General features: G+C 67.0%; 20 protein-coding genes. 13 read left to right on the forward strand and 7 right to left on the reverse strand.

Features of this window, described 5'->3' with window-relative positions:
* Window positions 1–10: 10 nt before the first annotated feature.
* Window positions 11–1,996, reverse strand: coding sequence for a sensor histidine kinase (locus tag ABD231_RS34710; protein WP_344161912.1), 1,986 nt, complete (start codon window positions 1,994–1,996; stop codon window positions 11–13).
* Between the two features lie 152 nt (window positions 1,997–2,148).
* On the opposite strand from ABD231_RS34710, the gene ABD231_RS34715 reads away from it, so the two are divergent.
* From ABD231_RS34715 to ABD231_RS34725, 3 genes are all read left to right on the forward strand, one after another.
* Complete coding sequence (locus ABD231_RS34715) at window positions 2,149–2,502, forward strand: hypothetical protein (protein WP_344161915.1); 354 nt, start codon at window positions 2,149–2,151, stop codon at window positions 2,500–2,502.
* Complete coding sequence (locus tag ABD231_RS34720) at window positions 2,499–3,185, forward strand: hypothetical protein (RefSeq protein WP_344161918.1); 687 nt, start codon at window positions 2,499–2,501, stop codon at window positions 3,183–3,185. Before ABD231_RS34715 ends, ABD231_RS34720 begins: the two co-directional genes overlap by 4 nt.
* Window positions 3,186–3,255: 70 nt before the next feature.
* The gene (locus tag ABD231_RS34725) at window positions 3,256–4,092 is read left to right on the forward strand and encodes a methyltransferase domain-containing protein (protein WP_344161921.1); all 837 of its coding nucleotides are present in this window, start codon (window positions 3,256–3,258) and stop codon (window positions 4,090–4,092) included.
* Here the strand turns inward: ABD231_RS34725 and ABD231_RS34730 are convergent.
* The gene (locus ABD231_RS34730; protein WP_344161924.1) at window positions 4,073–5,143 is read right to left on the reverse strand and encodes an alpha/beta hydrolase family protein; all 1,071 of its coding nucleotides are present in this window, start codon (window positions 5,141–5,143) and stop codon (window positions 4,073–4,075) included. The two genes, ABD231_RS34725 and ABD231_RS34730, sit on opposite strands and share 20 nt — an antisense overlap.
* Window positions 5,144–5,223: 80 nt before the next feature.
* Between ABD231_RS34730 and ABD231_RS34735 the strand changes: the two genes are divergently transcribed.
* Together ABD231_RS34735 and ABD231_RS34740 are read left to right on the forward strand one after the other, a co-directional pair.
* The gene (locus ABD231_RS34735) at window positions 5,224–5,430 is read left to right on the forward strand and encodes a hypothetical protein (protein ID WP_344161927.1); all 207 of its coding nucleotides are present in this window, start codon (window positions 5,224–5,226) and stop codon (window positions 5,428–5,430) included.
* Window positions 5,427–6,791: an FAD-binding oxidoreductase gene (locus tag ABD231_RS34740; protein WP_344161930.1), complete on the forward strand. Its 1,365-nt coding sequence runs from the start codon at window positions 5,427–5,429 to the stop codon at window positions 6,789–6,791. Before ABD231_RS34735 ends, ABD231_RS34740 begins: the two co-directional genes overlap by 4 nt.
* A 57-nt stretch (window positions 6,792–6,848) precedes the next feature.
* Here the strand turns inward: ABD231_RS34740 and ABD231_RS34745 are convergent, their stop codons facing one another.
* Both ABD231_RS34745 and ABD231_RS34750 read right to left on the reverse strand, forming a co-directional pair.
* Window positions 6,849–7,385 (reverse strand): dihydrofolate reductase family protein, encoded by a 537-nt coding sequence (locus ABD231_RS34745; RefSeq protein WP_344161933.1) that lies wholly within the window; start codon window positions 7,383–7,385, stop codon window positions 6,849–6,851.
* Between the two features lie 15 nt (window positions 7,386–7,400).
* A complete protein-coding gene (locus ABD231_RS34750; RefSeq protein WP_344161936.1) occupies window positions 7,401–7,964 on the reverse strand; it encodes an NADPH-dependent FMN reductase in 564 nt (187 codons plus the stop codon).
* 96 nt (window positions 7,965–8,060) lie between these two features.
* Between ABD231_RS34750 and ABD231_RS34755 the strand changes: the two genes are divergently transcribed.
* Both ABD231_RS34755 and ABD231_RS34760 read left to right on the forward strand, forming a co-directional pair.
* Complete coding sequence (locus ABD231_RS34755) at window positions 8,061–11,096, forward strand: ATP-binding protein (RefSeq protein ID WP_344161939.1); 3,036 nt, start codon at window positions 8,061–8,063, stop codon at window positions 11,094–11,096.
* Between the two features lie 35 nt (window positions 11,097–11,131).
* Window positions 11,132–12,643 (forward strand): LLM class flavin-dependent oxidoreductase, encoded by a 1,512-nt coding sequence (locus ABD231_RS34760; protein WP_344161942.1) that lies wholly within the window; start codon window positions 11,132–11,134, stop codon window positions 12,641–12,643.
* Window positions 12,644–12,647: 4 nt separating this feature from the next.
* On the opposite strand, the gene ABD231_RS34765 is transcribed toward ABD231_RS34760, so the two are convergent.
* A complete protein-coding gene (locus ABD231_RS34765; protein WP_344161945.1) occupies window positions 12,648–13,274 on the reverse strand; it encodes a DUF6308 family protein in 627 nt (208 codons plus the stop codon).
* A 206-nt stretch (window positions 13,275–13,480) separates the two neighbouring features.
* On the opposite strand from ABD231_RS34765, the gene ABD231_RS34770 reads away from it, so the two are divergent.
* The 5 genes from ABD231_RS34770 to ABD231_RS34790 are packed head-to-tail and all read left to right on the forward strand — an operon-like array spanning window position 13,481 to window position 19,218.
* Entirely contained in the window at window positions 13,481–17,641 is a 4,161-nt protein-coding gene (locus ABD231_RS34770; protein ID WP_344161948.1) for a DUF6531 domain-containing protein, read from the forward strand.
* On the forward strand, window positions 17,642–17,914 hold the full coding sequence (locus tag ABD231_RS34775) for a hypothetical protein (protein ID WP_344161951.1): 273 nt from the start codon (window positions 17,642–17,644) through the stop codon (window positions 17,912–17,914).
* Window positions 17,914–18,318, forward strand: a complete 405-nt coding sequence (locus ABD231_RS34780) for a hypothetical protein (protein WP_344161954.1) — start codon at window positions 17,914–17,916, stop codon at window positions 18,316–18,318. The genes ABD231_RS34775 and ABD231_RS34780 overlap by 1 nt, the downstream gene beginning before the upstream one ends.
* 17 nt (window positions 18,319–18,335) lie before the next feature.
* Window positions 18,336–18,830, forward strand: coding sequence for a hypothetical protein (locus ABD231_RS34785; RefSeq protein ID WP_344161957.1), 495 nt, complete (start codon window positions 18,336–18,338; stop codon window positions 18,828–18,830).
* Window positions 18,820–19,218: a hypothetical protein gene (locus tag ABD231_RS34790; protein WP_344161960.1), complete on the forward strand. Its 399-nt coding sequence runs from the start codon at window positions 18,820–18,822 to the stop codon at window positions 19,216–19,218. The genes ABD231_RS34785 and ABD231_RS34790 overlap by 11 nt, the downstream gene beginning before the upstream one ends.
* Before the next feature lie 117 nt (window positions 19,219–19,335).
* Here the strand turns inward: ABD231_RS34790 and ABD231_RS34795 are convergent, their stop codons facing one another.
* Window positions 19,336–19,959, reverse strand: a complete 624-nt coding sequence (locus ABD231_RS34795; RefSeq protein WP_344161963.1) for a DUF4291 domain-containing protein — start codon at window positions 19,957–19,959, stop codon at window positions 19,336–19,338.
* A gap of 294 nt (window positions 19,960–20,253) precedes the next feature.
* Between ABD231_RS34795 and ABD231_RS34800 the strand changes: the two genes are divergently transcribed.
* Complete coding sequence (locus ABD231_RS34800; RefSeq protein WP_344161966.1) at window positions 20,254–20,736, forward strand: lysine transporter LysE; 483 nt, start codon at window positions 20,254–20,256, stop codon at window positions 20,734–20,736.
* On the opposite strand, the gene ABD231_RS34805 is transcribed toward ABD231_RS34800, so the two are convergent.
* Window positions 20,733–21,581 (reverse strand): serine/threonine-protein kinase, encoded by an 849-nt coding sequence (locus tag ABD231_RS34805; RefSeq protein WP_344161969.1) that lies wholly within the window; start codon window positions 21,579–21,581, stop codon window positions 20,733–20,735. The two genes, ABD231_RS34800 and ABD231_RS34805, sit on opposite strands and share 4 nt — an antisense overlap.
* Window positions 21,582–21,625 lie beyond the last annotated feature (44 nt).

Below are 21,625 nucleotides of genomic sequence, written 5' to 3' on the forward strand. Positions count from 1 at the left end.
GCGGTGCAGGTCATGGGGTTTCCAGGGGGAAGCGGGCGCTTACTCGGCCGCCGGTGGGGGTTGGGCCGGCTTCGAAGGCGCCGCCTAGTTCGGCGGCTCGTTCGCGCATGGCGTGGAGGCCGACGCCGGGGCGCCAGGCGCCGTTGGGTGGGCCGTCGTCGGTCACTTCGACCTCCAGGTCGTTGCCACAGCGCAACGCTAGTACCGCGGAGGTCGCACGGGAGTGCCGGACCACGTTGGTGAGCGCTTCCGTGGCGATCCGGTACGCCGCTACCTCCAATGCCGCGGGCAATGTCGGCAACCCATCCGCTGCGACCTCGACCTGGATCGACGCACCGTCGGCGCGGAATGCGAGCTGATCCGCTCGCTGCTGCAAGGCGCCCACGAGCCCGAGTTCGTCCAAGGCAGGCGGGCGGAGGTCGTCGACAAGGCGCCGGACGTCGGCGATCGCCGTGCGGGTATCGGTCCGCAACGTCGTGAGCAGCTCGCGAGCCTTGCCGGTATCGGTGTCGATGAGGTTCGCGGCAGCGTCGGCGGTGAACGCAACTCCGGTCAGCGTCGGGCCGAGCCCGTCGTGCAGATCGCGCCGGATCCGGCGTCGTTCCTCTTCGCGTGCCGCGACCAGCTTCTCGCGGGACGACTGCAGTTCGCTCGACAACCGGGTCGCATGAACCGCGACAGCCAGCGGTACGGCGACCAGTGCGAGCACGTCACGATCCGCGGCCGAGAGCGCTTTCTCGCCGGAGCGAACTCCGATCAGCAGTTGGGCGACCGACGTACCGGCGTACTCGAGATCCAGCGGTACGACGATCTGTGGCGGGGTGCCGTCGGCGGCGATGGCTGTGCCGTCGACCGCGAGCGCGGTGTACGGGAACCGGAGGCCGGAACGGATCGCGGCGACGACGCCGGGGAGTCCGGCGGACAGCTGTTCGCCGACCCGGGACGCGATTCGGGCGGGATCGCGGCGATCACCGTAGAGAGCGCGATCTACGAGTTGCTGGAGACGCGGCAGGATCGGGGCGATGATCAGCGCCACGAGAACGGTGACCGCCGCCGACCGCCCGACCCGCGACGGGATCAGCGAACCGAGGATTGCCGCGAGCCCCGCGTAGGAACCGATCGCCACAAGCGTCAGCAGACCCCAGGTCAGCGCGCGGGAGACGACCAGCCGGATGTCGAGCAGTTGGTGCCGCACGATCGCGACCGCAACGGCGATCGGGATCAACGGGATCGCCAGCAGCACGAAGATCGGCGTACCAGCGATCAGGCCCCAGGGTGTGACGAAGAGCAGCGCGATGACCGATGCCAAGAGCAACCAAAGGAGCTGACGGCGGCCGGTTTCATCGGCGCGGCGGAAGCGAATCACCAGGCAACTGATCGCCAGCAGGAGTGCGAGCAGATTGCGGATCTCCGTGGCGGTCCACAGCGGCTGCAGGCCGGCGTACGAGGGGATCGCCAAGTACCCGCTCGGGAGACCGTTGGAGATCGATTCGCCGCTTGCACCCATCTCGATCACGAACAGCGGAGCGGTGACGATGACGCCGAGCGAGACCCACCGCCAGCGCGGAGAGAGCGCTCTTCCGGTCGGGAACAGCAGCAGCGCGAGCGGCAGGAACAGACCGATAGACCACGGCCAGGCCCAGAGGGCGACGGTTACGACCAGGCGCTGCGCGGAGAGCGAGGCACCGGCGTCGGCCAGCACCGGAGCCAGTGGGCCGCAGAAGGCGGTCGTCGCGTGGCCGATGCCGTCGGCAATGAACAGCCAGCCGATCGGGTTGCTCGGGCGGTGCCAAGCGATCACCGCGCCGCACAGACCGAACGTGACTCCCATCAGGCCGTTCGTCAGCACGAACCCGTCCAGCATCTCCTGCCAGCCCCATCCGGCCACCGCTGAAAACACCAGCCCGAGCACGACCTCCACGGTCACCAGCGCGCCCAGGCCGCCGGCCAGAACGCGCCGAGAACGCGCTCTCTCCGGGATCGTGCCATCTGTCATACCGGCAGTGTGCTCCTGAGAGTGTCCCGGCGTCTCGGGATCACGATCCCGGATCGGCCGGGGAACCGCCCGAGAACGCGGGACAGCGCTCTCAGGTGCTCTCCGGCGAAAGTCGCGACGGTGGTTCCAGACGAACTGGAAGGAGTACTGAAATGTCTGGAATCAACAAGGCCGGTCTCGTGGTCCTCGGCCTGGTGTCGGTAGCGGACCTGCTCACACCGCTGCTGAGCGACGGAGAGCATCCGCCGATGGCGGTCGCGATCGGTACCGCCGTGGTCGGCCTGATCAGCCTCGTGCTGATCGTGTTGGGCTGGCGAGGAAAGGGCTGGGTGCTCGCGCCGCTGATCACCTTGCGACTGGCGTCGGCTCTGCTCGCGGTACCCGCGTTCTTCGTGGCCGACGTACCGGCCGGCGCAGTGGCAGCTGCCGGCGTCGGAGTCGCCGCGACGATCTTCGGAGTCGTCGCGGTACTGATGCCCGCACGCACCCCGGTCCGTGTGTCATGAGCCAGACGATCACAACCGCGCCGCGGGCGGACCTCCGTACGGCGTCCCGGTGGATCGCAGCGCTCATCCTGCCGATCGGCCCGGCGGCGGTCGCGTTGCTGCGGTACTTCCTGCCGTACGACACGGTTGATGATCCGGCGACGATCACGAGCAAGCTGCTGGCCGATCCCGGACGTACGTCGCTGATCCTGTGGTTGGGATTCATCGCGCTGCTCACGCTGGTCCCGGGGGCGTACTTCGTCGGCCGGCTGATCCGCACCCGGGTGCCTTGGCTGACAGCGCTCTCCCTGATCCTCGTCGTACCGGGGTATCTGGCGCTGCCGTGGATGGCGTCGGGCGACGCGTTCACTTGGTCGGCCGGGCAGGCGGGTCTGGATGGTGGCTCGATCGCGAAGGCTGCCGAGGTGGCGCACGGGTCGGTCAGTGCGGCTGCCACGATCTTCGTTGTCGGTCATCTGCTCGGAACGGTGTTGCTGGGAATCGCTCTCTGGCGTTCTCGGATGGTCCCGCGCTGGGCGGCGATCGCGGTCGCGATCTCGCAGCCGATCCACCTCATCGCGGCAGTTGTCGTCGTCAGTCACACGCTGGATCTGGTCGGTTGGGGGCTGCAAGCAGTCGGGTTCGCCGCGGTGGGGTGGGCGATCCTGCGACTGCGTGACGAGGACTGGGAACCGTTGCCCTAAAGGGCCGACGTACCCACAAGCCGGCTCGTCCGGCGCTAGTCTCGAGCTGCTGAAGGGGGATAGCAGACAGATGACTGAGATGACAGCGCCGGGCGAGCCTGGAGCGGAGATTCAGATCGGCAGTTTCAAGATTGCCGACGCAGCGCAGAGCGACACCGCCGGTATGGCGTTCGTGCTCGATCAGATGGCGCTGCGGCCCGCCGTACAGACGTTGAAGGCGTGGGCGTTGGAACAGCTCGCGCCGGTCGCCGGGGAGACCGCGGTCGACGTTGGATCGGGGACCGGTGAGGACGTGGCCGCGTTCGCCGAGCTGGGGTTGCGTGCGATTGGCGTCGAGCCGAGTGCGGGGCTGCGGGCGGAAGCGGTACGGCGTTGGCCGGACAGCAAGGCGGAGTTCGTGGACGGGCTGTCGGACAAGCTGCCGTTCGATGACGAGTCGGTCGACGTCGTGCGCTGTGAACGCGTTCTCCAGCACGTTGACGATCCGGCGGGCTCGGTGCGGGAGATGGCGCGGATTCTGCGTCCCGGTGGCCGGATCGTGCTCATCGACACCGACTGGCAGACAGCGATCGTGCACCCGGCTGATCCCGAGGTTCTCCAGAGAATGGTCGCCAGCTTCCTCGCTGAGGCGGCGAATCCGTACTCAGGCCGTCTGCTCCGCGGGCAACTCGCCGACGCCGGTCTCGAGATCATCGGAGAGAGCGCTTCCACCTGGCTCGAGCCGCAGTCGGGCGCGCACCAGGGATTCGTGTCGATGATGCACGTCCGCGCTCAGCAGAGCGGCGCGATCACGGCGGCGGAGGCTGAGGCCTTCGCGCAGGGCATTGTCGAGGCTGCCGATCGCGGTGCGTTCCATCTGTCATTGACGATGTACGCCGTGAGTGCGGTCAAAGCCCCTGTTGCTTGAGGAAGGCAACGGTTCGGCTCATCGAGGTCGGCCAGGCCGGGCCGAACGCGTGCTCCTCGCCGGGATACGTGTACAGCGTCGCCTTCTTCCCGGCAGCGGTGAGCGCAGAGAGCGCTCTCCGCGACCATGCGATCGGGCAGGTCGAATCCGATTCGCCGTGCTGGATCAGCACCGGTTCGGTGATCCGGTCGAAGAACGTCACGGGAGACACGTTTCGCCAGAACGCTGGGTTCTGCGCAGGTTCGCCGTACGCGCGCAGGATCGCGGTCGCGACAGCACGGTTCGGGCGCGTCCAGCGGTTGAAGTTGTCGACGGTGTCGGCGCTCACCGACGCGAACACGACCGCAGCCTTCACCAGACCGGGCTGGGTGACGAGCGTGTTGTACGTGATCCCGCCACCCATCGATCGGCCGAGCATTCCGATCCGGTCGGGGTCGACGTACTCCGAGGTCCGCAACGCGAGAACCGCGTTGATCACGTCTTCGGTGTAGCCGAGTCGCAGGTTGAGTTCGGCGCGCGGATCGTCGGACGACTGCGCGTGATTGCGGTAGTCGGTGTGCAGTACGACGTATCCGCGGCGGGCGAGGTAGTCCTGCTCACGGGCGAGGCCGCGGCCGTTGGTGTAGACGGCCGGGTCGATGAAGCCGTGGTTCAGGACGAGCGCGGGATGCGGACCCGGCGTACTCGGCAGGTTGAGGATCCCCGAGATCGTGAGTGAGCCGCTGGCATACGTCACGTGGTACCGGGTGTAGGCCGGATTTCTGGCCAGGACCCGGCCGAGGCGGAGGTCGCGGCCGTCGTACTTCTTCGCCATCAGCGCCGGGAGAGATACCGGGTGAGCGCTCTCCGGCGTTCCCGGCGGCGGTGCCGGACTCTGCGTCGGTGCGGGAGTCGGCGTAGTACTGGCAGGCGGGGTCGATGGCCCGGCGGACGGCGTGGTCCCGGTCGTACCCGGGATGGTCGGAGGGGTTGCCGCGTCTTTGCTGCTGCATCCGACAGCGGCTGCCACCACGAGCGCACCGAGTGTCGTCAATGCCGTCCGCCGCTCCATGCGTTCCAGTCTGCCGCTCAGCATCGAAAACCGGTCGAAAGTGCTGGGCACAACGCGCGAGCGGTTCCTCGCCTGACGCCGTGGCAGCACGGCCCGTGGCATTGACGAACCGGGTGTGCGGGAGGAGGGTCGGGGGAAGTGGGCGGGTCTGGGGGAAGACCGGCCGCCTGCCGGGGGATGCCCAGGGGTTCGCGCTGCACCCGGCGACGACCGATCTGGCGGTGTTGCGCCTGTCGGGCGCGGGCCGCGTCGTGGCATCAGCAGCGACGGTCGGGGAGCAGGTATGAGCACCATCGAGAACATGAGAGAGCGCGTTCGCGGGCAGATCTTCACTGCCGGCGACGACGGGTACGACGACGCACGCCGCGTCTACAACGCGATGCACGACAAGCGGCCGGAGGTCGTCGTGCGCTGCGAGAACGCCGGCGATGTGATGGCCGCGGTCGACTACGCCCGGACGAACGAATTGGAGCTGGCGGTACGTGGTGGGTCGCACAGCGTGCCGGGTTTCGGCACCGTCGACGGCGGTGTGGTGATCGATCTCAACGAGATGCGGAATGTCCGGGTGAATCCCATCAGCCGAACCGCACGAGCCGGCGGCGGAGCGACCTGGGGTGATTTCAACGCGGCCACCCATGCGTTCGGGCTGGCGACGACAGGCGGCATCATCTCGACCACGGGTGTCGGCGGCCTCACCCTCGGCGGCGGCATCGGATACCTGGCCCGCGGCCTGGGTCTGTCCTGCGACAACCTGATCTCCGCCGATGTGGTGACTGCGGACGGGCAGTTCCTGATCGCGAGCGAGAAGGAGAACGACGATCTCTTCTGGGCCCTGCGCGGAGGTGGCGGCAACTTCGGTGTGGTCACCGCACTCGAGTTCCGGCTGGCTCCGGTCTCCACCGTGTACGGCGGTCCGATGCTGTTCGAGATGTCGGACGCGGCCGCCGTACTCGCCGGGTTCCGGGATCTGATCGAGGACGCGCCGGAGGAACTCGGCGGGTTCCCGGCGTTCCAGCTCGCGCCGCCGCTGCCGTTCATCCCCGAGGACCGGCATGGTGATCCGTTCACGCTGATCGTGGCCTGCTGGGCTGGCGATCCGGACGCGGGAGAGAGCGCTATCTCGGCGTTCCGGGACTTCGCGCCGGTAGTTGCCGAGCACGTCGGCCCGATGCCGTACCCGGCGCTCAACAGTGCGTTCGACGGGCTGGTCCCGGCCGGGCTGCAGCACTACTGGAAGGCGAACTTCGTCACCGAGCTCACCGACGAAGCGATCCAGGCCCACCTGCGGCACGCGACGGGTCTGCCTGCCGTCAACTCGACCGTGCACATCTATCCGATCAACGGCGCGTGTCATCGGGTCACACCGGACGCCACGGCGTTCGCCTACCGTGACGCGAAGTTCGCCACGGTCATCGCGGGGATGTGGCCGGACCCGGCGCAGAACGCGTCCGGTACCGAGTGGGTGCGGTCCTACTACGACGACATCGCACAGCACTCCGAGGCCGGCGGCTACGTCAACTTCATGGCCGACGACGACCAGGGGCGGATCCGCGACAACTACAAGGGGAATTACGACCGCCTGGTCGAGGTGAAGCGCAAGTACGACCCGGGCAACCTCTTCCACCTCAACCAGAACATCGTTCCCTAGGCACAGCTACACACAGCACTGCGGCCCGGTACGTCGTACCGGGCCGCGCAGGTGTTGTCAGGACTTCGGTGCGAGCTTGTGGACGACGATGCCGGACTTGAAGGTCGTCGTGCCCAGCAGCTCCAGGTGGTGGATGTCCAGACCCTGCCCGCTGAACATGGTTTCGCCGTCGGCCAGCACCGGGAAGACCCAGAAGTGGTACTCGTCGACCAGCTTGTTGTCCAGCAGCGTCTTGGAGAGCGTTCCGGTGCCGAACTTGAGCAGGTTCCCGCCGTCCTGCTGCTTGAGCTCGCGGATCGCCTCGACGGTGTCGCCCTGCAGCAGGGTGGCGTTCCAGCTCGTTTCGGTGAGCGTGCGGCTGGCGACGTACTTCGGCATGCTGTTGAAGGTGTCCGCCATCTCGCCGCTGCGCGATGACCAGGCCTCGGCGAATCCCTCGTAGGTGCGCCGGCCGAGCAGCAGGGCCTCGGTCTCGGCCATCAGAGCGCCGGAGTAGCCGAAGTGTTCCTCGTCCCAGTAGGGGCCGGAGTAGTCCTGCGGGTCGCTGATGACGCCGTTCAGAGTGACGAAGGTGGACTCGATGAGCTTTCGCATGATGCTTCCTCTTTCTCAGGGTTGGTAGGGACGCTTGGTGCGGGCGTCCCGGAGTGCTTGGGCCCACCAGACGAGCTGGTCGAGCATGAGCTTGGCCTGGGCTTCGTAGCCCGCGGACGGACGTGGCCAGTCCCCGTCGGCGGTGAACTGCTCCCAGTAGCAGGGCAGCGTGACCGTGTTGCGGATGGTGACGGCCTGCAGTTCGGTGAACACCTGCCGCAGCTGGGCGGTGGCCAGCAGGCCCCCGCTCTCCCGGCCGTAGCTGACGATCGCAACCGGCTTGGCGTGCCACTCCTCGTAGTACCAGTCCAGTGCGGTCTTCAGAGGAGCCGGATAGCCGCTGTTGAGCTCTGGAGTGACCACTGCGAACGCTTCTGCCGCTGCGAGCCTCGGAGCCAGTACGGCGACCTCCGCGGGCGTCGGGTCGTCGGTATCCAGCAGTGTCGTCGGCAGGTCGGCGACTGCGAGGTCGATGAGATCGACCGTGAACTGCTTTGCCGCCTGCTCTGCCAGCCAGTGCGCGACGGTCGGTCCGAAGCGCCCGTGGCGAGTGCTGCCGATGATGACTGCCAGTCGCATTTCCTGCCTCCTTCCTGTTGACCCAAACTCTGCCGGAAGGCGTTTACGGTTTCTTTCCGGTCAGAGCGGTGACCACCGGAAAGATAGGGTGCGGCCATGCGTTTCGGGGTGCTGGGACCGGTGACGGCCTGGACTGACGCGGGGGAGCCCGTGGTCGTCCAAGGCCTCAAGGTGCGTGCGCTCCTGGCTGACCTGCTGGCGCATGAGGGCCGCCCGGTCCCCGCGGACCGCCTGATCGATGACCTGTGGAACTCACAGCTACCCGGCAACCCCGCCGGCACTCTGTCCGCCAAGGTCTCGCAGCTCCGCCGGGCCTTCGAGGACGCCGAGCCCGGTAGTCGCGCACTGGTCCAGTCGGGGCCGGCCGGCTACTCCATTGCGGTCGACAAGTCGTCGTACGACGCACTGGCGTTTGCGGACCGGGTTGAGGCCGGGGCGCTGAGCGAGGCGCTCGCCCTGTGGCGCGGACCGGCGTACGCGGACTTTGCGGATGAGGCATTCGTCGAGACCGCAGTGGCTCGGCTGACCGAGCAGCGGCTCGCTGTGCTCGAGCGCGCGGATGTGCCGGTCAGTGAGCTGACAGCGCTCGTTGCCGAGCATCCGCTGCGTGAGGGACTTAGGGCGGCGCACATGCGTGCTCTGTACCGCGCTGGTCGGCAGAGCGAGGCCTTAGACAGTTTCGAGGAGTTGCGGCAGCTTCTGCTTGATGAGCTCGGTCTGGACCCGAGTCCGCCGCTGGTGGCGCTGCAGCAGTCGATTCTGGCCCAGGCGCTGCCACAAGCTCGCAGCAATCTGCCGGCCCAGTTATCTGAGCTGATCGGCCGCTCCGACGCGCTGGAGGAGATCAGCAGCAGTCTGAGCACGTCTCGGCTCGTTACGCTGACTGGACCGGGTGGGGTCGGGAAGACCCGGCTGGCGTTGGCGACTGCTGCCTCAGTGGCTGATCGGTTCGCGGACGGCGTTGTGCTCGTCGAGTTGGCCGCAGTGACCCCTGACGCGATCTCGGTGCGGGACTCGCTGACCGACGCACTGCACGCCGCTCTGGACCTGAGGGACAGCGCGGGCTCGACTGCAGCCACCGTCGAGCGCCTGGCCGCAGTTCTAGGCTCACGGCTCCTGGTGCTCGACAACTGCGAGCAGGTGATTGCTGAGGTCGCTGACCTGGCTGACGACCTGCTGGCGGCCGCACCGGGGCTCAGAGTGCTGGCCACGAGCCGGGAGCCACTCAATCTGGCAGGTGAGGTGGTGTGGGCGGTACCGCCACTAGACGTGCCCGCCGCGGCGTCGGATCCAGGTGCAGTGGCGGACTGCAGCGCCGTACAGCTGTTCGTGGCTCGTGCTTCTGCTGCGGCTCGTGACTTCGCACTGACCGCTGACAACGCTGCGGACGTCGCAGTGCTGTGCCGGCGACTGGACGGCATCCCATTCGCGCTGGAACTCGCTGCGACCCGAGTGCGTGCGCTGGGTGTTCGTGGGCTGGTTGCTCGCCTGGATGACCGCTTCCGCCTGCTGGCGACTGGGCATCGTGGTGCTGCGCCACGGCAGCAGACTCTGCTCGCAATGATCGACTGGAGCTGGGAGCTGCTCAGCCCCGACGAGCAGGTCGTGCTGCGACGGCTCGCCGTACATGCGGATGGCTGTACGGCGGAGGCCGCGTCAGCCGTCTGTGACGATGACGTGCTCGAGGTGCTGGTTCGACTTGTCGACAGGTCGCTGGTTGTCCCGGTGCACGGGGTGGACGGACCGCGGTACCGGTTGCTGGAGTCGGTGGCGGCGTACTGCACGGACAAGCTGGTTGCGGCCGACGAGTTGGAGTCTGTGCGGCAGCGGCACCTGGAGTACTACGTGCGGCTCGCAGAGTCGGCGCAGCTGTTCGGCGACGGCCAAGCCCGCTGGCTGCGTGTTCTGGATGAAGACGCGGCCAATCTGCGGACGGCGTTCGATCGGGCGATTGCGACCGGGCAGTCCGGCCTGGCTGAGCGGCTCGTTGACGCAATGGCGTGGTACTGGTTCCTGCGCGGGCGGTTGGCAGAGGCAGCACGGTCCTTGAACGCCCTGCCTGATTCGGAGCGCGCAGGTGCTTGGCGCACGGGCTTCCTGTACCTGCAGGCGGACAGCGGAGCCGCTGCTGAGCGAGAGCGATGGCTGCCGACGGCAGACGCCCGCGGGCAGTGGTGGATCGCATTCACGAGTAGTGACGTGGGCGAGCTCCAGACCGGCCAGGTGCTCTTGGAGCGGTCCCTGAAGACCTTCGAGGCTGACGGAGACACGTGGGGCGTTGCTGCGGTGTTGGTGGAGCGCTCGAAGCATGCACACGTCCGCTCCGACGTCGCTGCGTTGCGAGCGGACGCAGGGGAGGGACTCCGGCTGTTCCAGTCGCTGGGTGATCGCTGGGGCATGCTGCAGACGACGAGTTGGCTTGGTGCGGCCGCTGAGCTCGCTGGCGATTTCGACGAGGCTGCACGGCTGCATGGTGAGTGCGCGCAGATTGCCGAGGAGCTGGAGCTCTGGCCCGAGGTGGCCGGCGCACTGGGGATGCTGGGCTGGACTGCGGTCAGACAGGGCGAGTACTCGGCCGCACGAGCACATGGTGAGCGTGCGCTCCGACTGGCGGCTGAGCAGGGACAGCGGTCGCTGCAAGCGCTCGCGGAAATCGTGCTGGCCTTCGCTGCCCGGCGTACTGGCAATCTGGACGACGCTGAGCGTCGACTGCGGTTGCTGCTGGCCGCTGCGCGGTCGCAGAGCGAGGCAGTGCTCTACCTGTCCATGGTGCTCGACGAGCTGGGCTTCGTGCTCGAGCTCAAGGGTGACCTGGCTGCGGCGCTGAAGCTCCACGCCGAGGCCTTTGAGGTCGCGGCCGGGTACGACGCCGTCCGCAGCCTCTGCTGGGCCCTGGAGGGCATTGCCGCCTGCTTGCCGGACAAGAGCCTCGCGGCCCAGCTCCTCGGCTCCGCCGCCGCCACCCGAGCCCGCGAACAGCATCTGAGTGCTGCGACCGAGGTGGACGATCTGGCCCGCGCGGTCGAGGCCGTTCGTGGCGAGCTCGGCCCCGATGCCTACGAGTCGGCTTACGCGCAGGGCGGTCTGCTGACCCCGCGCCAAGCGTTCGATCTGCTCCAGGATGTTCTGTAGTTGAGATTATTCGCTGTCCTGAGTACTTTTGAGCCATGGACTACGGCCACGAGCTGGTCTTCGGGACCTTCCTGACCCCGGCGATCGACGATCCGGCGCGCGTGATCGCGCTGGCACAACTGACCGAGCAGGTCGGGCTGGACCTGGTGACCTTCCAGGACCACCCGTACCAGCCACGCCTGATGGACGCCTGGACGCTGCTGTCTGTCGTCGCAGCGCAGACCCAGCGCGTCAAAGTCGCTACGAACGTCGCCAACCTGCCCCTGCGGCATCCGGTCGTGCTGGCGCGCAGCGTGGCCACTCTCGATCAGATCACTGGCGGACGTGTCGAGCTGGGTCTCGGGGCGGGTGGATTCTTAGAGGCGGTTGCGGCCAACGCCGGACCGCACCTCACGACCGGTCAGAGCATCAGTGCGCTCGAAGAGGCCATTGCGATCATTCGGGAGGTCTGGACGCCGACTGGTGGCGGCATCAGGCTTCCCGGCAAGCACTACACCGTCTCCGGCGCCAAACGCGGCCCGCAGCCGGCGCACGACGTACAGATCTGGCTGGGTGCTTACAAGCCGCGCATGCTGGCCCTCACCGGTCGACTTGCTGACGGCTGGCTGCCCGGCAGTGGGTACGCCGGTCCTGACCAGCTCGCTGCGATGAACAAGCTGATCGACGAGGCGGCTGTCGACGCGGGACGTGATCCAGCATCGGTACGGCGGCTGTACAACGTGTCGGGGCGGTTCTCGGGCGGCGGCGGGTTCCTGGAGGGTCCGGAGGAGTTGTGGATCGAGCAGCTCACCGAGTTGACCCTGGGCGAGGGGATGAGCACCTACATCCTGGCTTCTGACGACCCGACCGACATCCGCCGCTTCGCTGAGGTGGCGACGGGTGTGCGAGAGGCTGTGGAGGCTGCACGGGCCGGGGCGGCGATTCCAGCGGAGGTGGTTCCGCAGTCGTCCGGGTTCGCCGTCGTACCGACTCCACCGCCAACCGTACGACGAAGCGCCGTACAGGTGCTCGACGAGTCGGAGCGACCCACGGGGCCGGCGCTTGATCCAGAGCGCGCGTACACGCCGTACCAGCTGTCGTCGGGGCAGCACCTGATCGACGTGCACGATCATCTGCGCGCAGAGCTTGAGCAGATTCACGATCTGGTCGAGCAGGTGGCGGCTGGTTCGATCGGCATCGGTCAGGCACGCTCAGCCATCAACACGATGGCCATGCGGCAGAACAACTGGACACTCGGCACGTACTGCGAGTCGTACTGCCGGCTCGTCACTACACATCACTCGATCGAGGACGCGTCGCTGTTCCCGCAGCTACGCCGGGCCGACCCGGCGCTGGTCCCGGTCGTGGACCGGTTGCAGGAGGAGCACCTGGTCATCCACGACGTACTAGAGGGCGTGGACAAGGCGCTGGTCGCACTGGTCGGCGGATCCGGCAACATCGACGGACTGCGCGCAGCGGTCGACCTACTGGACGACACGCTGCTGTCGCACCTGTCCTACGAAGAACGCGAGCTCGTCGAGCCACTGGCCCGGCTGGGCGTGATGTAGCGGACTACTTCGCCTCGCCGAGCAGTGAGGCGAGGATGTCGAGCAGGCGCAGTGTGGGAGCGTCGCCCAGCAGCCGGGCCGCCGACGTCGGCGGTTCGGCGTTCAGGCGGACCTGCAGCAGCTTGAAGTCGCGCACGTTGGCCGGATTCACCAGATCGGCGTGCACAGCGCCCAGGAGCTCCGCACCGGCGGAGGCGTTCGTGTATGTCATCCGGATGAAGCTGTCGCTGACAGGGAAGAGAAACGGCCGCTTCAGGTGCAGCAGCTTCGACTTCTTCGCCTGCCCGAACCCCCGGTGCCCGGAGAACTTCTCGTCGAGCTCCATCGCAGCCTCGAACAGCGCACTCCCCGGCGCGGCATCCTCCAGCCGCGCATCGACCGGCACCGCCGCGAACTCCTTCTCGGCATCCACCTCGAGCAGCCAAGGAATGTCGAGCGCCCGCAGGTCGGACCCGATCACCATGGTCCGCGCCAGGTCCTCCAGCGTCACCCGGCTCGGGTCACTGCCACCGACATTCGTAAACCCCGGCAGGCCGTCGTAGTACTGCAGCACGGCGCCGTTGCTCTCGGCATAGATCCGAAGCTGGGCGATCGCCTCGTCGACGACGATCTTCCGAGTACCGATGTTCATGGCCACACCCTCACACTCTTGGTGGCAGACCCGCCAGCAGGCGGACCATCATTCCTCACAGCGTTTCCGCAGATCGTAGGCGACCCCACGCTCACCCACACGCCAGGGTCACTTCCCGTTATCCACAACCTGTAACCATCCGCCCCGAAACGCCCCGAATCTCCATAAACTCTCCGTAACAAGCTCACCACCGAACGGAGGCGCACATGACCCGACCCAGGCGACTGCTCGCCCTCCTGCTGCCCGGCGTCCTGTTGCTGGCTCCGATCGGCCCGGCCGTTGGTGTTCCGGGTCCACCTCGGGATTCGGGTTCGTGCTTGCACGTCGACGTTCAGGTGAGCGTCGACGGCGAGGTCATCAGCAAGGGCCCACAGATCTCTCACGACGGTGGCTTCGGCCACGCCGGGGTCGGACAGACCTTCACCTTCCAGGCCCGAACATTTCCCGCGGCCTCCGACATCTGTGCGTTCCCGGTGACCGATGCGCGGTCGTGGAAGGTCAGTGTCTGGCCCTGCGAGAACATGCCGGCGCCACCACCCGCCCGGACGCAGTCGCTGAGCTTCACGGTCAACCTTCCGCTCGGCTGCGAGGTGGTCGCCTCGCCAGGCCTGCTGACCGCATCCCTGACGAACGGCAAGGCCGCAGCAAGTGGCAACGTGCGGATCTACGCCGGAGCACCTGGCTTCGTGCTGCCCGACAAACAGGCACGCGGCCTGTTCGGCCCCTTCGCACTGCAGTCCGACCCGGTGAACTCGCTCACCGGAGCCATGGTCGCTGCCGAGACAGATGCTGCCGTGGCGGGTGTGGGTGTTCCGCTCATGGTGGCCCGGACGTACAACTCCGGCGACCAATCGCCCGGTCCGCTCGGCCCAGGCTGGCGTCCGTCGTACTCCGATCGCCTCGCACTGGACGCCGCGGGAGCGCGCTACCTCGCGGCCGATGGGCGCGAGATCGGCTTCCGGCGGCAGGGGACGGCGTTCGTCATCGAGAAAGGCGCTGCGCGGTTCAGACTCGCCCGCGACGGAGCCGAGTTCGTGCTGACGAGCGTCGATCAGTTGCGAATGCGGTTCACGGCCGCGGGGGATCTGCGCTCGATCCAGGACCGCAGCGGGCAAGGCGTCGTGATCGAGCGAGTAGCGGGTCGCGTTGCCACGGTGACGAACGGGCGCCGCTCACTGTCGTACGACTACAACGAGCTCGGGCTGATCGGCGCTGTCCGGCTCTCCGGGCCAGGAGTCGAGCCGCGCACGGTTCGGTACGAGTACACCGATGGCCGATTGGCCGGGGTGACCTCGCCCGGCGGAGTTTCGACGCGGTACGAGTACGTCGATGGTCGCCTGAAATCGGAAACTGTCGGCGACGCGGCCAAACCGGCCTTCCTGACGGAGTACGACGCTGGCGGGCGAGTGGTCGCCCAGACCGATGCCAAGGGTGGGAAGTCGACCTGGTCCTGGGAGGGTGCCGGCATTCGGGGAACGTCGACGATGACGGATCCGACGGGCGGGAAGTGGATCAACCAGTACGAGCGGAACTGGCTCGTGCGCCAAGTCGACCCGACCGGCGCGTCGGTGTCGTTCCATTACGACGTCGACGGCAATCTGCTCCGGGTCTTCGACAGTCTCGGCCACGGTGCCCGGCACACCTATGACGCGACTGGGCGAGTGCTCTCCTCGAAGGATGCGGGCGGCAACATCACTCGGCGGACCTACAACGGCACCGGCGATCTCCTGACAACGACCGATCCGCTGGGGCGGAGAGCGACGTACAACTACGACCAGCGCGGCAACCTGATCAGCGCTGCGTATGCCGGTCGTGGTTCCTCCGTCAGCCACGACGCACGCGGGCTCGTGACAGCGTCACGCGACGCGCTCGGCAGGACCACCCGATACAGCTACTCCGCTGATGGCGACTTGATGTCCGTCACCGATCCGGCTGCGCTGGTCACGAAGTACGAGGTCGATGGATGGGGTAGACCGATCAAGGTCACGTCACCCCGGGGTGCTGTCAGCACCATCACCTACACGTCAGACGACCAACCGGTTGAGCAGCACGGACCTCTCGACGTCACCACGCGGCAGACGTACGACGGGCAGGGGCGCCTCTCGGCGCTGGTCGACAGCCGCGGCGGTACGACCAACTTGCGGTACAACGAGGCAGGCGAGCTCGTCGGCGTCACCAGACCGTCGTTACGTGAAGCGACGTCGGAGTTCGACCTGTCGGGGCGCCTGGTCAAGAAGGTCGACGCCAGTGGGCGTGCCCAGACCTTCCAGTACGACGGCGCCGGCCGGACAACCAGTACGACGTACGGCGGACGCACGTGGCACTTTGCCTATGACAAGGCCGGCCGGCTGACCCGAACGACGTTGCCCTCGGGCAAGACAGCGACCTTCACGCTGGATCCGCGCGGAGCGGTGACAAAGGTCGTCTACTCGGACAAGACCCCCGCCGTCGGCTTCACCTGGGACGCAGTCGGCCGCCGTACGTCGATGACCGATGCACTTGGGACCACACGGTTCGGGTACGACGCCTTTGATCAGCTGAGCTCGGTCGTCGGTCCGGGTGGCCCCGTCACGTACCGCTGGGATGCCGCGGGCAATATCGCTGCACGGTCCGCGGCCGGTCATACCGAGACCTACACCTGGGACATCGGCGATCGGCTGAGTTCAGCGTCGGTGGACGGCAAGGCCCTGGCGTCATACCGGTATGACCTTCGGCGCGGGACCATCACCAGCACTCGCCCCGGCGGCCTGGTCGAGACACGCACCCTGGACGTCCGCGGCCGCACCACCTCGCTGGCAGTGCAGCGCAGCGGTCGACCGCTGCGCACGGCCACCTCGACATACGACAGCGCCGACAACGTGGTCCGCACGGACGACTCGATCGCCGGGAAGTCGTCGTACAGCTACGACGCTCTGAACCGGCTCACCGCCGTCTGCTACAACGTCGACCAATGCGAGGCGAATGCCAAGGACTACATCCGCTACGACTACGACGGCATCGGCAACCGCATCTGGGAACAACGCCCGCAGGCGACTACCTGGTCGATGTACGGACCGGCCAGCGAGCTAGTCGGCTCGCTGACGACCACACCGGCGTTCCCGGCAAGCCGACCGAAACTCCGTGCCCACAGCTACGACGCCGACGGCAATCTCACGTCGGACGGAACCACCTCCTACACCTGGTCCGCTGCCGGCAAGCCCGTCACCTCAACCACCGGCAACGCCACGACGACCTACACCCACACCGGCGACGGACGCCGTGCGTCCTCCACCACCGGGTCCCAGACCACGAGGTACCTCTGGGACCCGCTCTCGCCCCAGATCCTCAACACCTCAACCGCCAAAGCCCCACCCACCCGCTACCTCTACGGCGCCAGCCTCCTCGCCCACCAGACCGGCCGAACCCCCACCCCCGTCACCGCCACCCCCGACGGCTCCGTCTCCACCACCGCCACTGCAAGTCCCACCCACCACACCTACGACCCCTACGGCCTCCCACGCACCACCACCGAGCCCGCCGCCCAACCCACCCCCGGCTACATCGGTGCCCTCCAACTCCCCTCAGGCAACTACCTCCTCAACCAACGCGAGTACAACCCCACCACCGCCACCTTCCTAACCCCCGACCAAGCCGGCTCCCCAAACCCCTACGCCTACACCTCCGGCAACCCCCTCAAGTCCACGGACCTCCAAGGCCTCTCAGACGCCGAAGGCACCCTCACCGACGTTTCCCACGTCTCCGGCTACGTCTCCACCGGCGCCCTGGCGGTAGCCATCACCTGCACCTTCGTCCGCGCCTGCGCCCCCGCCATCCCCATAGCCATGCAGGTCTCCGCCGCCACCGGCGTCCTCTCCGCAGGCACCGCCGGCATCCTCGACTCCCAAGCCTGCGTAGTAAAAGGCAACTGCTCAGCCTTCGCAGCGGATGTCGCCGTTGGTCTCCTTGCCAGTCGGCTGCCGGCGCTTGGCGCTGCAAGTCATGCCGCCTCCAACGCGAGGGCCGTGCGAGCCTTCACGGGCTTCGAATCTGTGCCCGGCGCGGGCACCCGAACCATCAACGTCCGGCCGAAGTCCGCAGACCCCCGATGGGGGCTCACGAGACAGCACCTGAACAAGCATGTGTTCGGAAGTGGGAGACACTCACTGCAGACGATTGATCCGGCGGGAAATACCGATCAGTGGGTTGGCTACCTGCAGGAACTGGCGAGTCGGCCCTCGACGGCGCAGCTCAACAATGGAATCGAGGACATCGTCGGCACGTTCCCGAAGGCAAACGGCTCCGGGACGTTCCAGTTGGGGATTCGGATCTCGCCGCGAGGAGACGGAACATTCGACCTCGTGACGGTTCTAACCAGACAGGATAGGTAGATGTACGAATGTCCGGTGTGTGGAGAGAGCTACCTCACCGTGAAGCCCTACGCCCTGTGGCCACCGCCGGAGGGCGCTGAACTGAACCCTCCGTATGAGCTGGTGCTGGGCGCGCCGTCGTACGAGGTTTGTCCTCGGTGCGGGTTCGAGTTCGGGAACGACGACAACCCGGGGACTGCGAGACCTGTTTCGTTCGAGGAGTATCGCACTGAATGGGTCGCCGACGGGAAGCCGTGGGGTGATGGGTCGGTGCGCGAGGCGGGACCGGGCTGATGGCGGCGACGCGAGATTTTCTGGCGGCGTTTCGGGAGACGGCGGAGTCGTCGGGGAGCGGGCGCCGGCTGACGCCAACTGTTGTCGTCGGCAGTTGGCGGCTCTTTGTGGAGCTGTGCGAGGAAGGGTATGACGACAACATCGAGGAGTTCGACAACGACCTCTCGGTGCGGGGGGTGATCGAGCGGATTCTGCAGAGTCCGAAGCTTCGGGAGTATGAGCAGATGGGCTGGGTGCGCGCGGAGATCGAGGCGCTTGACGCAAGGTATGCCGCGTTGCTTGTTGACCTCGATCGTCGGGCCGACGGTGGGTGGTGGGAGCGGGGGATCCCTCGGCTGGCTGGGCCGGAGCTTGCTGGTGACTTCGCGGAGCGGTACGGCGTTGACGTTCAGGTCGTGGACTGAGTGTCTGGGCAGATCTGATGGGGAGCGATCGGCTGGCTCGGGATGCGGCGGTCGTGATCGTTGATGGAGACGAGGTTCCTGGGCTTTCGTTTTACGGACTGGTCGAGCGCGGCGGTCTCGGGAGCTTGGTGTTGCCGGCGGATGCGTGGCTGGGCGGTTCGGCGGTCAACCTCTACATGCTGCATGGGATGGCGTGGGAGGTACCGAACTGGGATCTGCCGGTGATTGTTTGGCCAACGGGAGAGCAGTTCGTGCTGGCCATTCGGAAGACTCTCGAGGCAGTGATCTCGGCGGGTTGTCGGGTTGCCTGGGTTGCTGCTGAGGGGTTTCCGTTCTGTGACCCGCCTGAGCTGTTTGACCCAGAGTGCATGTCGGGTGGTGTTCTGGCGTGGATGACCGCCGAAGGAAACTTTGCGTGTCCGCTGGATCCCGACTCGCCGTTGCCGCCGGTGAATGACGAGGACCTGACGATGCTTAGGCGGTACTCGCGAGGGCTGGCTGATGTCGAATAGGCAGCCGGAGCGGGTGAGGACGTCGTACGACGAGTTGCCGGGGTTTGCGTCGTACGTCCTTGAGGAGTCGTATGTGTTGGGCGTGATCGCGGAGCCGGGTGTCGTGAGGTTTCGGCTGGAGGTTGTACTGACACCCGAGCATCCGGCCTATGAGGAGCCTGGCTCTGGTGTCTATCTGTGTTACCGGCCTGGGGAGCTCAGGTTCGACGGGGTCACCGAGTTGGATTGGGCAGGGCAGGGTGCGTCGCCTGCGACGGATGCCAGTGGTGAGGTCGACTACGGGCATGTCGACACGATGACGCTGGAGAACGGCGTGTATGCGCTGGCGGGTGACTGGGGTTCGATGCGGGTCCGTGCGGCGTCGGCTCGCGTGGCGATCGACGACTGAGGTGGACCGTCGGGACGCCGGAGGTTTTGCTCATTCATGACTTCGCCAGCCCGGGGTACGAACTGAGGGAGACGTTGCCTTCGTTCTATGAGTGGCTATGGCGGGCGGTGGAGTGCCCTACCGAGTTTGAGCTGGAGGGGTGAGGGTGGCGCCGATGTGGGTGGCTAGGGGTGGCGGGAGGGGGTAGGGGCGTTCGTCGGGGAGGGCGGCCTGGGCTGCGGTGGGGTCTGATTTTGTGAGGGTGTGGATGTGGTGCATGACGGAGGTTACGTCTTCGATTCGGGTGATCCAGTCGTTGACGTAGTGGGTGACCGCCTGTGGGGCTAGGCCTATTTGGATCGAGCGGACGGTCGGCTGGGGCTTGAGGGAGAGCGTTTGTTCTGGGTCCCATTGGATGCGGACGGGGGAGGCGGCTAGGTCTGTGCGCCAGGTTTCTTCGGTGGTGTGGTGGGCGGGGTCGTAGTGGGAGAGGGTGCTGTGGGCCAGGGCCCATTCGAAGCCGGGGCGTTTGAGGTGGATGCGGAGGACGCGGGTCTGGCCTGGCTTGGTGGCCCAGCCGGAGCGGTAGGCCATCCAGAGGAAGGACGGCTTGATCCAGGTCATGCGGGAGAAGCCGAAGGGGGCGACGAAGGTTTGGGCTGCGAGGGCCGGTACGGCGATCTCGGGGGAGTAGGCCTGGTAGACGGCGATGGTGTCGTCGTCGTAGAGGGCGCGGATCTGGCGGTGCGGGGCTGACTCCATGGGAGGACGGTAGGGCGGCGGTAAATGGGTTGAGGTGGGTGGGGGTGGTTCGGATGATGGGGGTATGACTACGACCTTTGGAGTGTTGCTGACGAGACCGGTTGCCGACGTGGCGGCTGGGGCTCAGCAGCAGGGTGGTCGTTGGTGGGGGTCTAGCCGCTTCCGGTTGTGATGGAGGTGGTGGTCGCCGGGGTGCTGGCTGGGTATGGGATTGCTGTGCCGGTTGGGCCTGTGGGGACCTATTTGGTGGGGTTGAGTGCGCGGAGTTCGGCGCGCGTTGCGGTTTGTGCGGCGATGGGGATTGCGTCGGCTGACGGGATTTATGCGTTGGTGGCTGCTGTTGCGGGGGCTGCGCTGGCGCCGGTTCTGGTACCGGTTGTGGTGCCGTTGCGGTGGGTTTCCGTGGTGGTGCTGATTGGACTGGCGGTGTTGGGCGCGGTCACGGGGGTACGGCGGTATCGGGCGCGGCGGTTGACCGGGGTTGTGCGCGAGGCACCGGTGCGTGGCAGTACGGCGTACTTCGGGATGCTCGGGATGACGTTGCTCAGTCCGATGACGGTGATCTACTTCGCGGCGCTGGTGCTTGGCGGCTCTGGTACTGGGTCCGCGCCGGTGTTCGTGGTGGCTGCGTTTCTGGCATCGGCTAGTTGGCAACTGTTGCTGGCCGGTGGCGGGGTACTGCTTGGGCGCGTGCTGACCGGGAATGTCGGGCGACTGGTGACGGCGTTGGCGTCGAGTGGGGTGATCGTGGTGCTGGCGGTGCGCCTGGTTGTCTAGGCGATCGCCTGTGTCCGCTCGGCCAACTCCATTGCCCTTGGCCTGAAAGCCAAGGGCGACTCGGACCAGCGGGTCTGGTCGCACCAGGTGATGATCTCCTGGGCGTCGGGGCGGTCGGCGGGGTCCTTGGCGAGCATGCGCATGAGTTGGCGACCGACCGCGGGCTCCACACCCGAGGGGACGGTCGGTACGCCGCTCACGTGGCACCGGAGCACGCCGGTCGGGGTGTCGGCCAGGAACGGTGGGGCACCGGTGAGCAGTTGGTAGAGGACGCAGCCCAGTGAGTAGATGTCGGCGGCCGGGCCGGCGGGATAGGCGCGGGCGCGTTCGGGCGCGACGTAGAAGCTGGTGCCGAGGAGGTGGTCGCGGGTTTCGCCGTCGTCGGTTGTGTCGTCGAGGAAGCGTGCGATACCGAAGTCGGCGATCTTGACGGTGCCGTCGTCGCCGAGCAGGAGGTTGGCCGGTTTGATGTCGCGGTGGACGACGCCTTCGTGGTGCGCGGCGAGCAGGCCGTCAGCCGTCTGCGCGACGATCCGCACGATGGTCGGGACGGGGAGTGGGCTGGTACGACGCAGTTCGCCCGCAACCGTTGTCCCGTTGACGAACTCCATCACCAGATAGTGCGAGTCGTCGTACGCGCCGAAGTCGTGGACGTCGACCACATGCGGGTTGTTGATCACGGCACCGGCCTGCGCCTCGCGCCGCAACCGCGCGCCGGCTTGGTGGTCTGCGAGGAGTTTGATCGCCACCGGCCGCATCAGCACGGTGTCCGTCGCGCGCCAGACCTCACCCATGCCGCCGCGCCCGACAACCGCCTCCAGCTCGTACCTGTCCGCGATGCGCATGGCCAGCTCCCGGGGTCTATCCGCATCCAGTACCCCATCACGGT

It is taken from the genome of Kribbella yunnanensis, from assembly GCF_039529655.1.
Lineage (GTDB): Bacteria > Actinomycetota > Actinomycetes > Propionibacteriales > Kribbellaceae > Kribbella > Kribbella yunnanensis.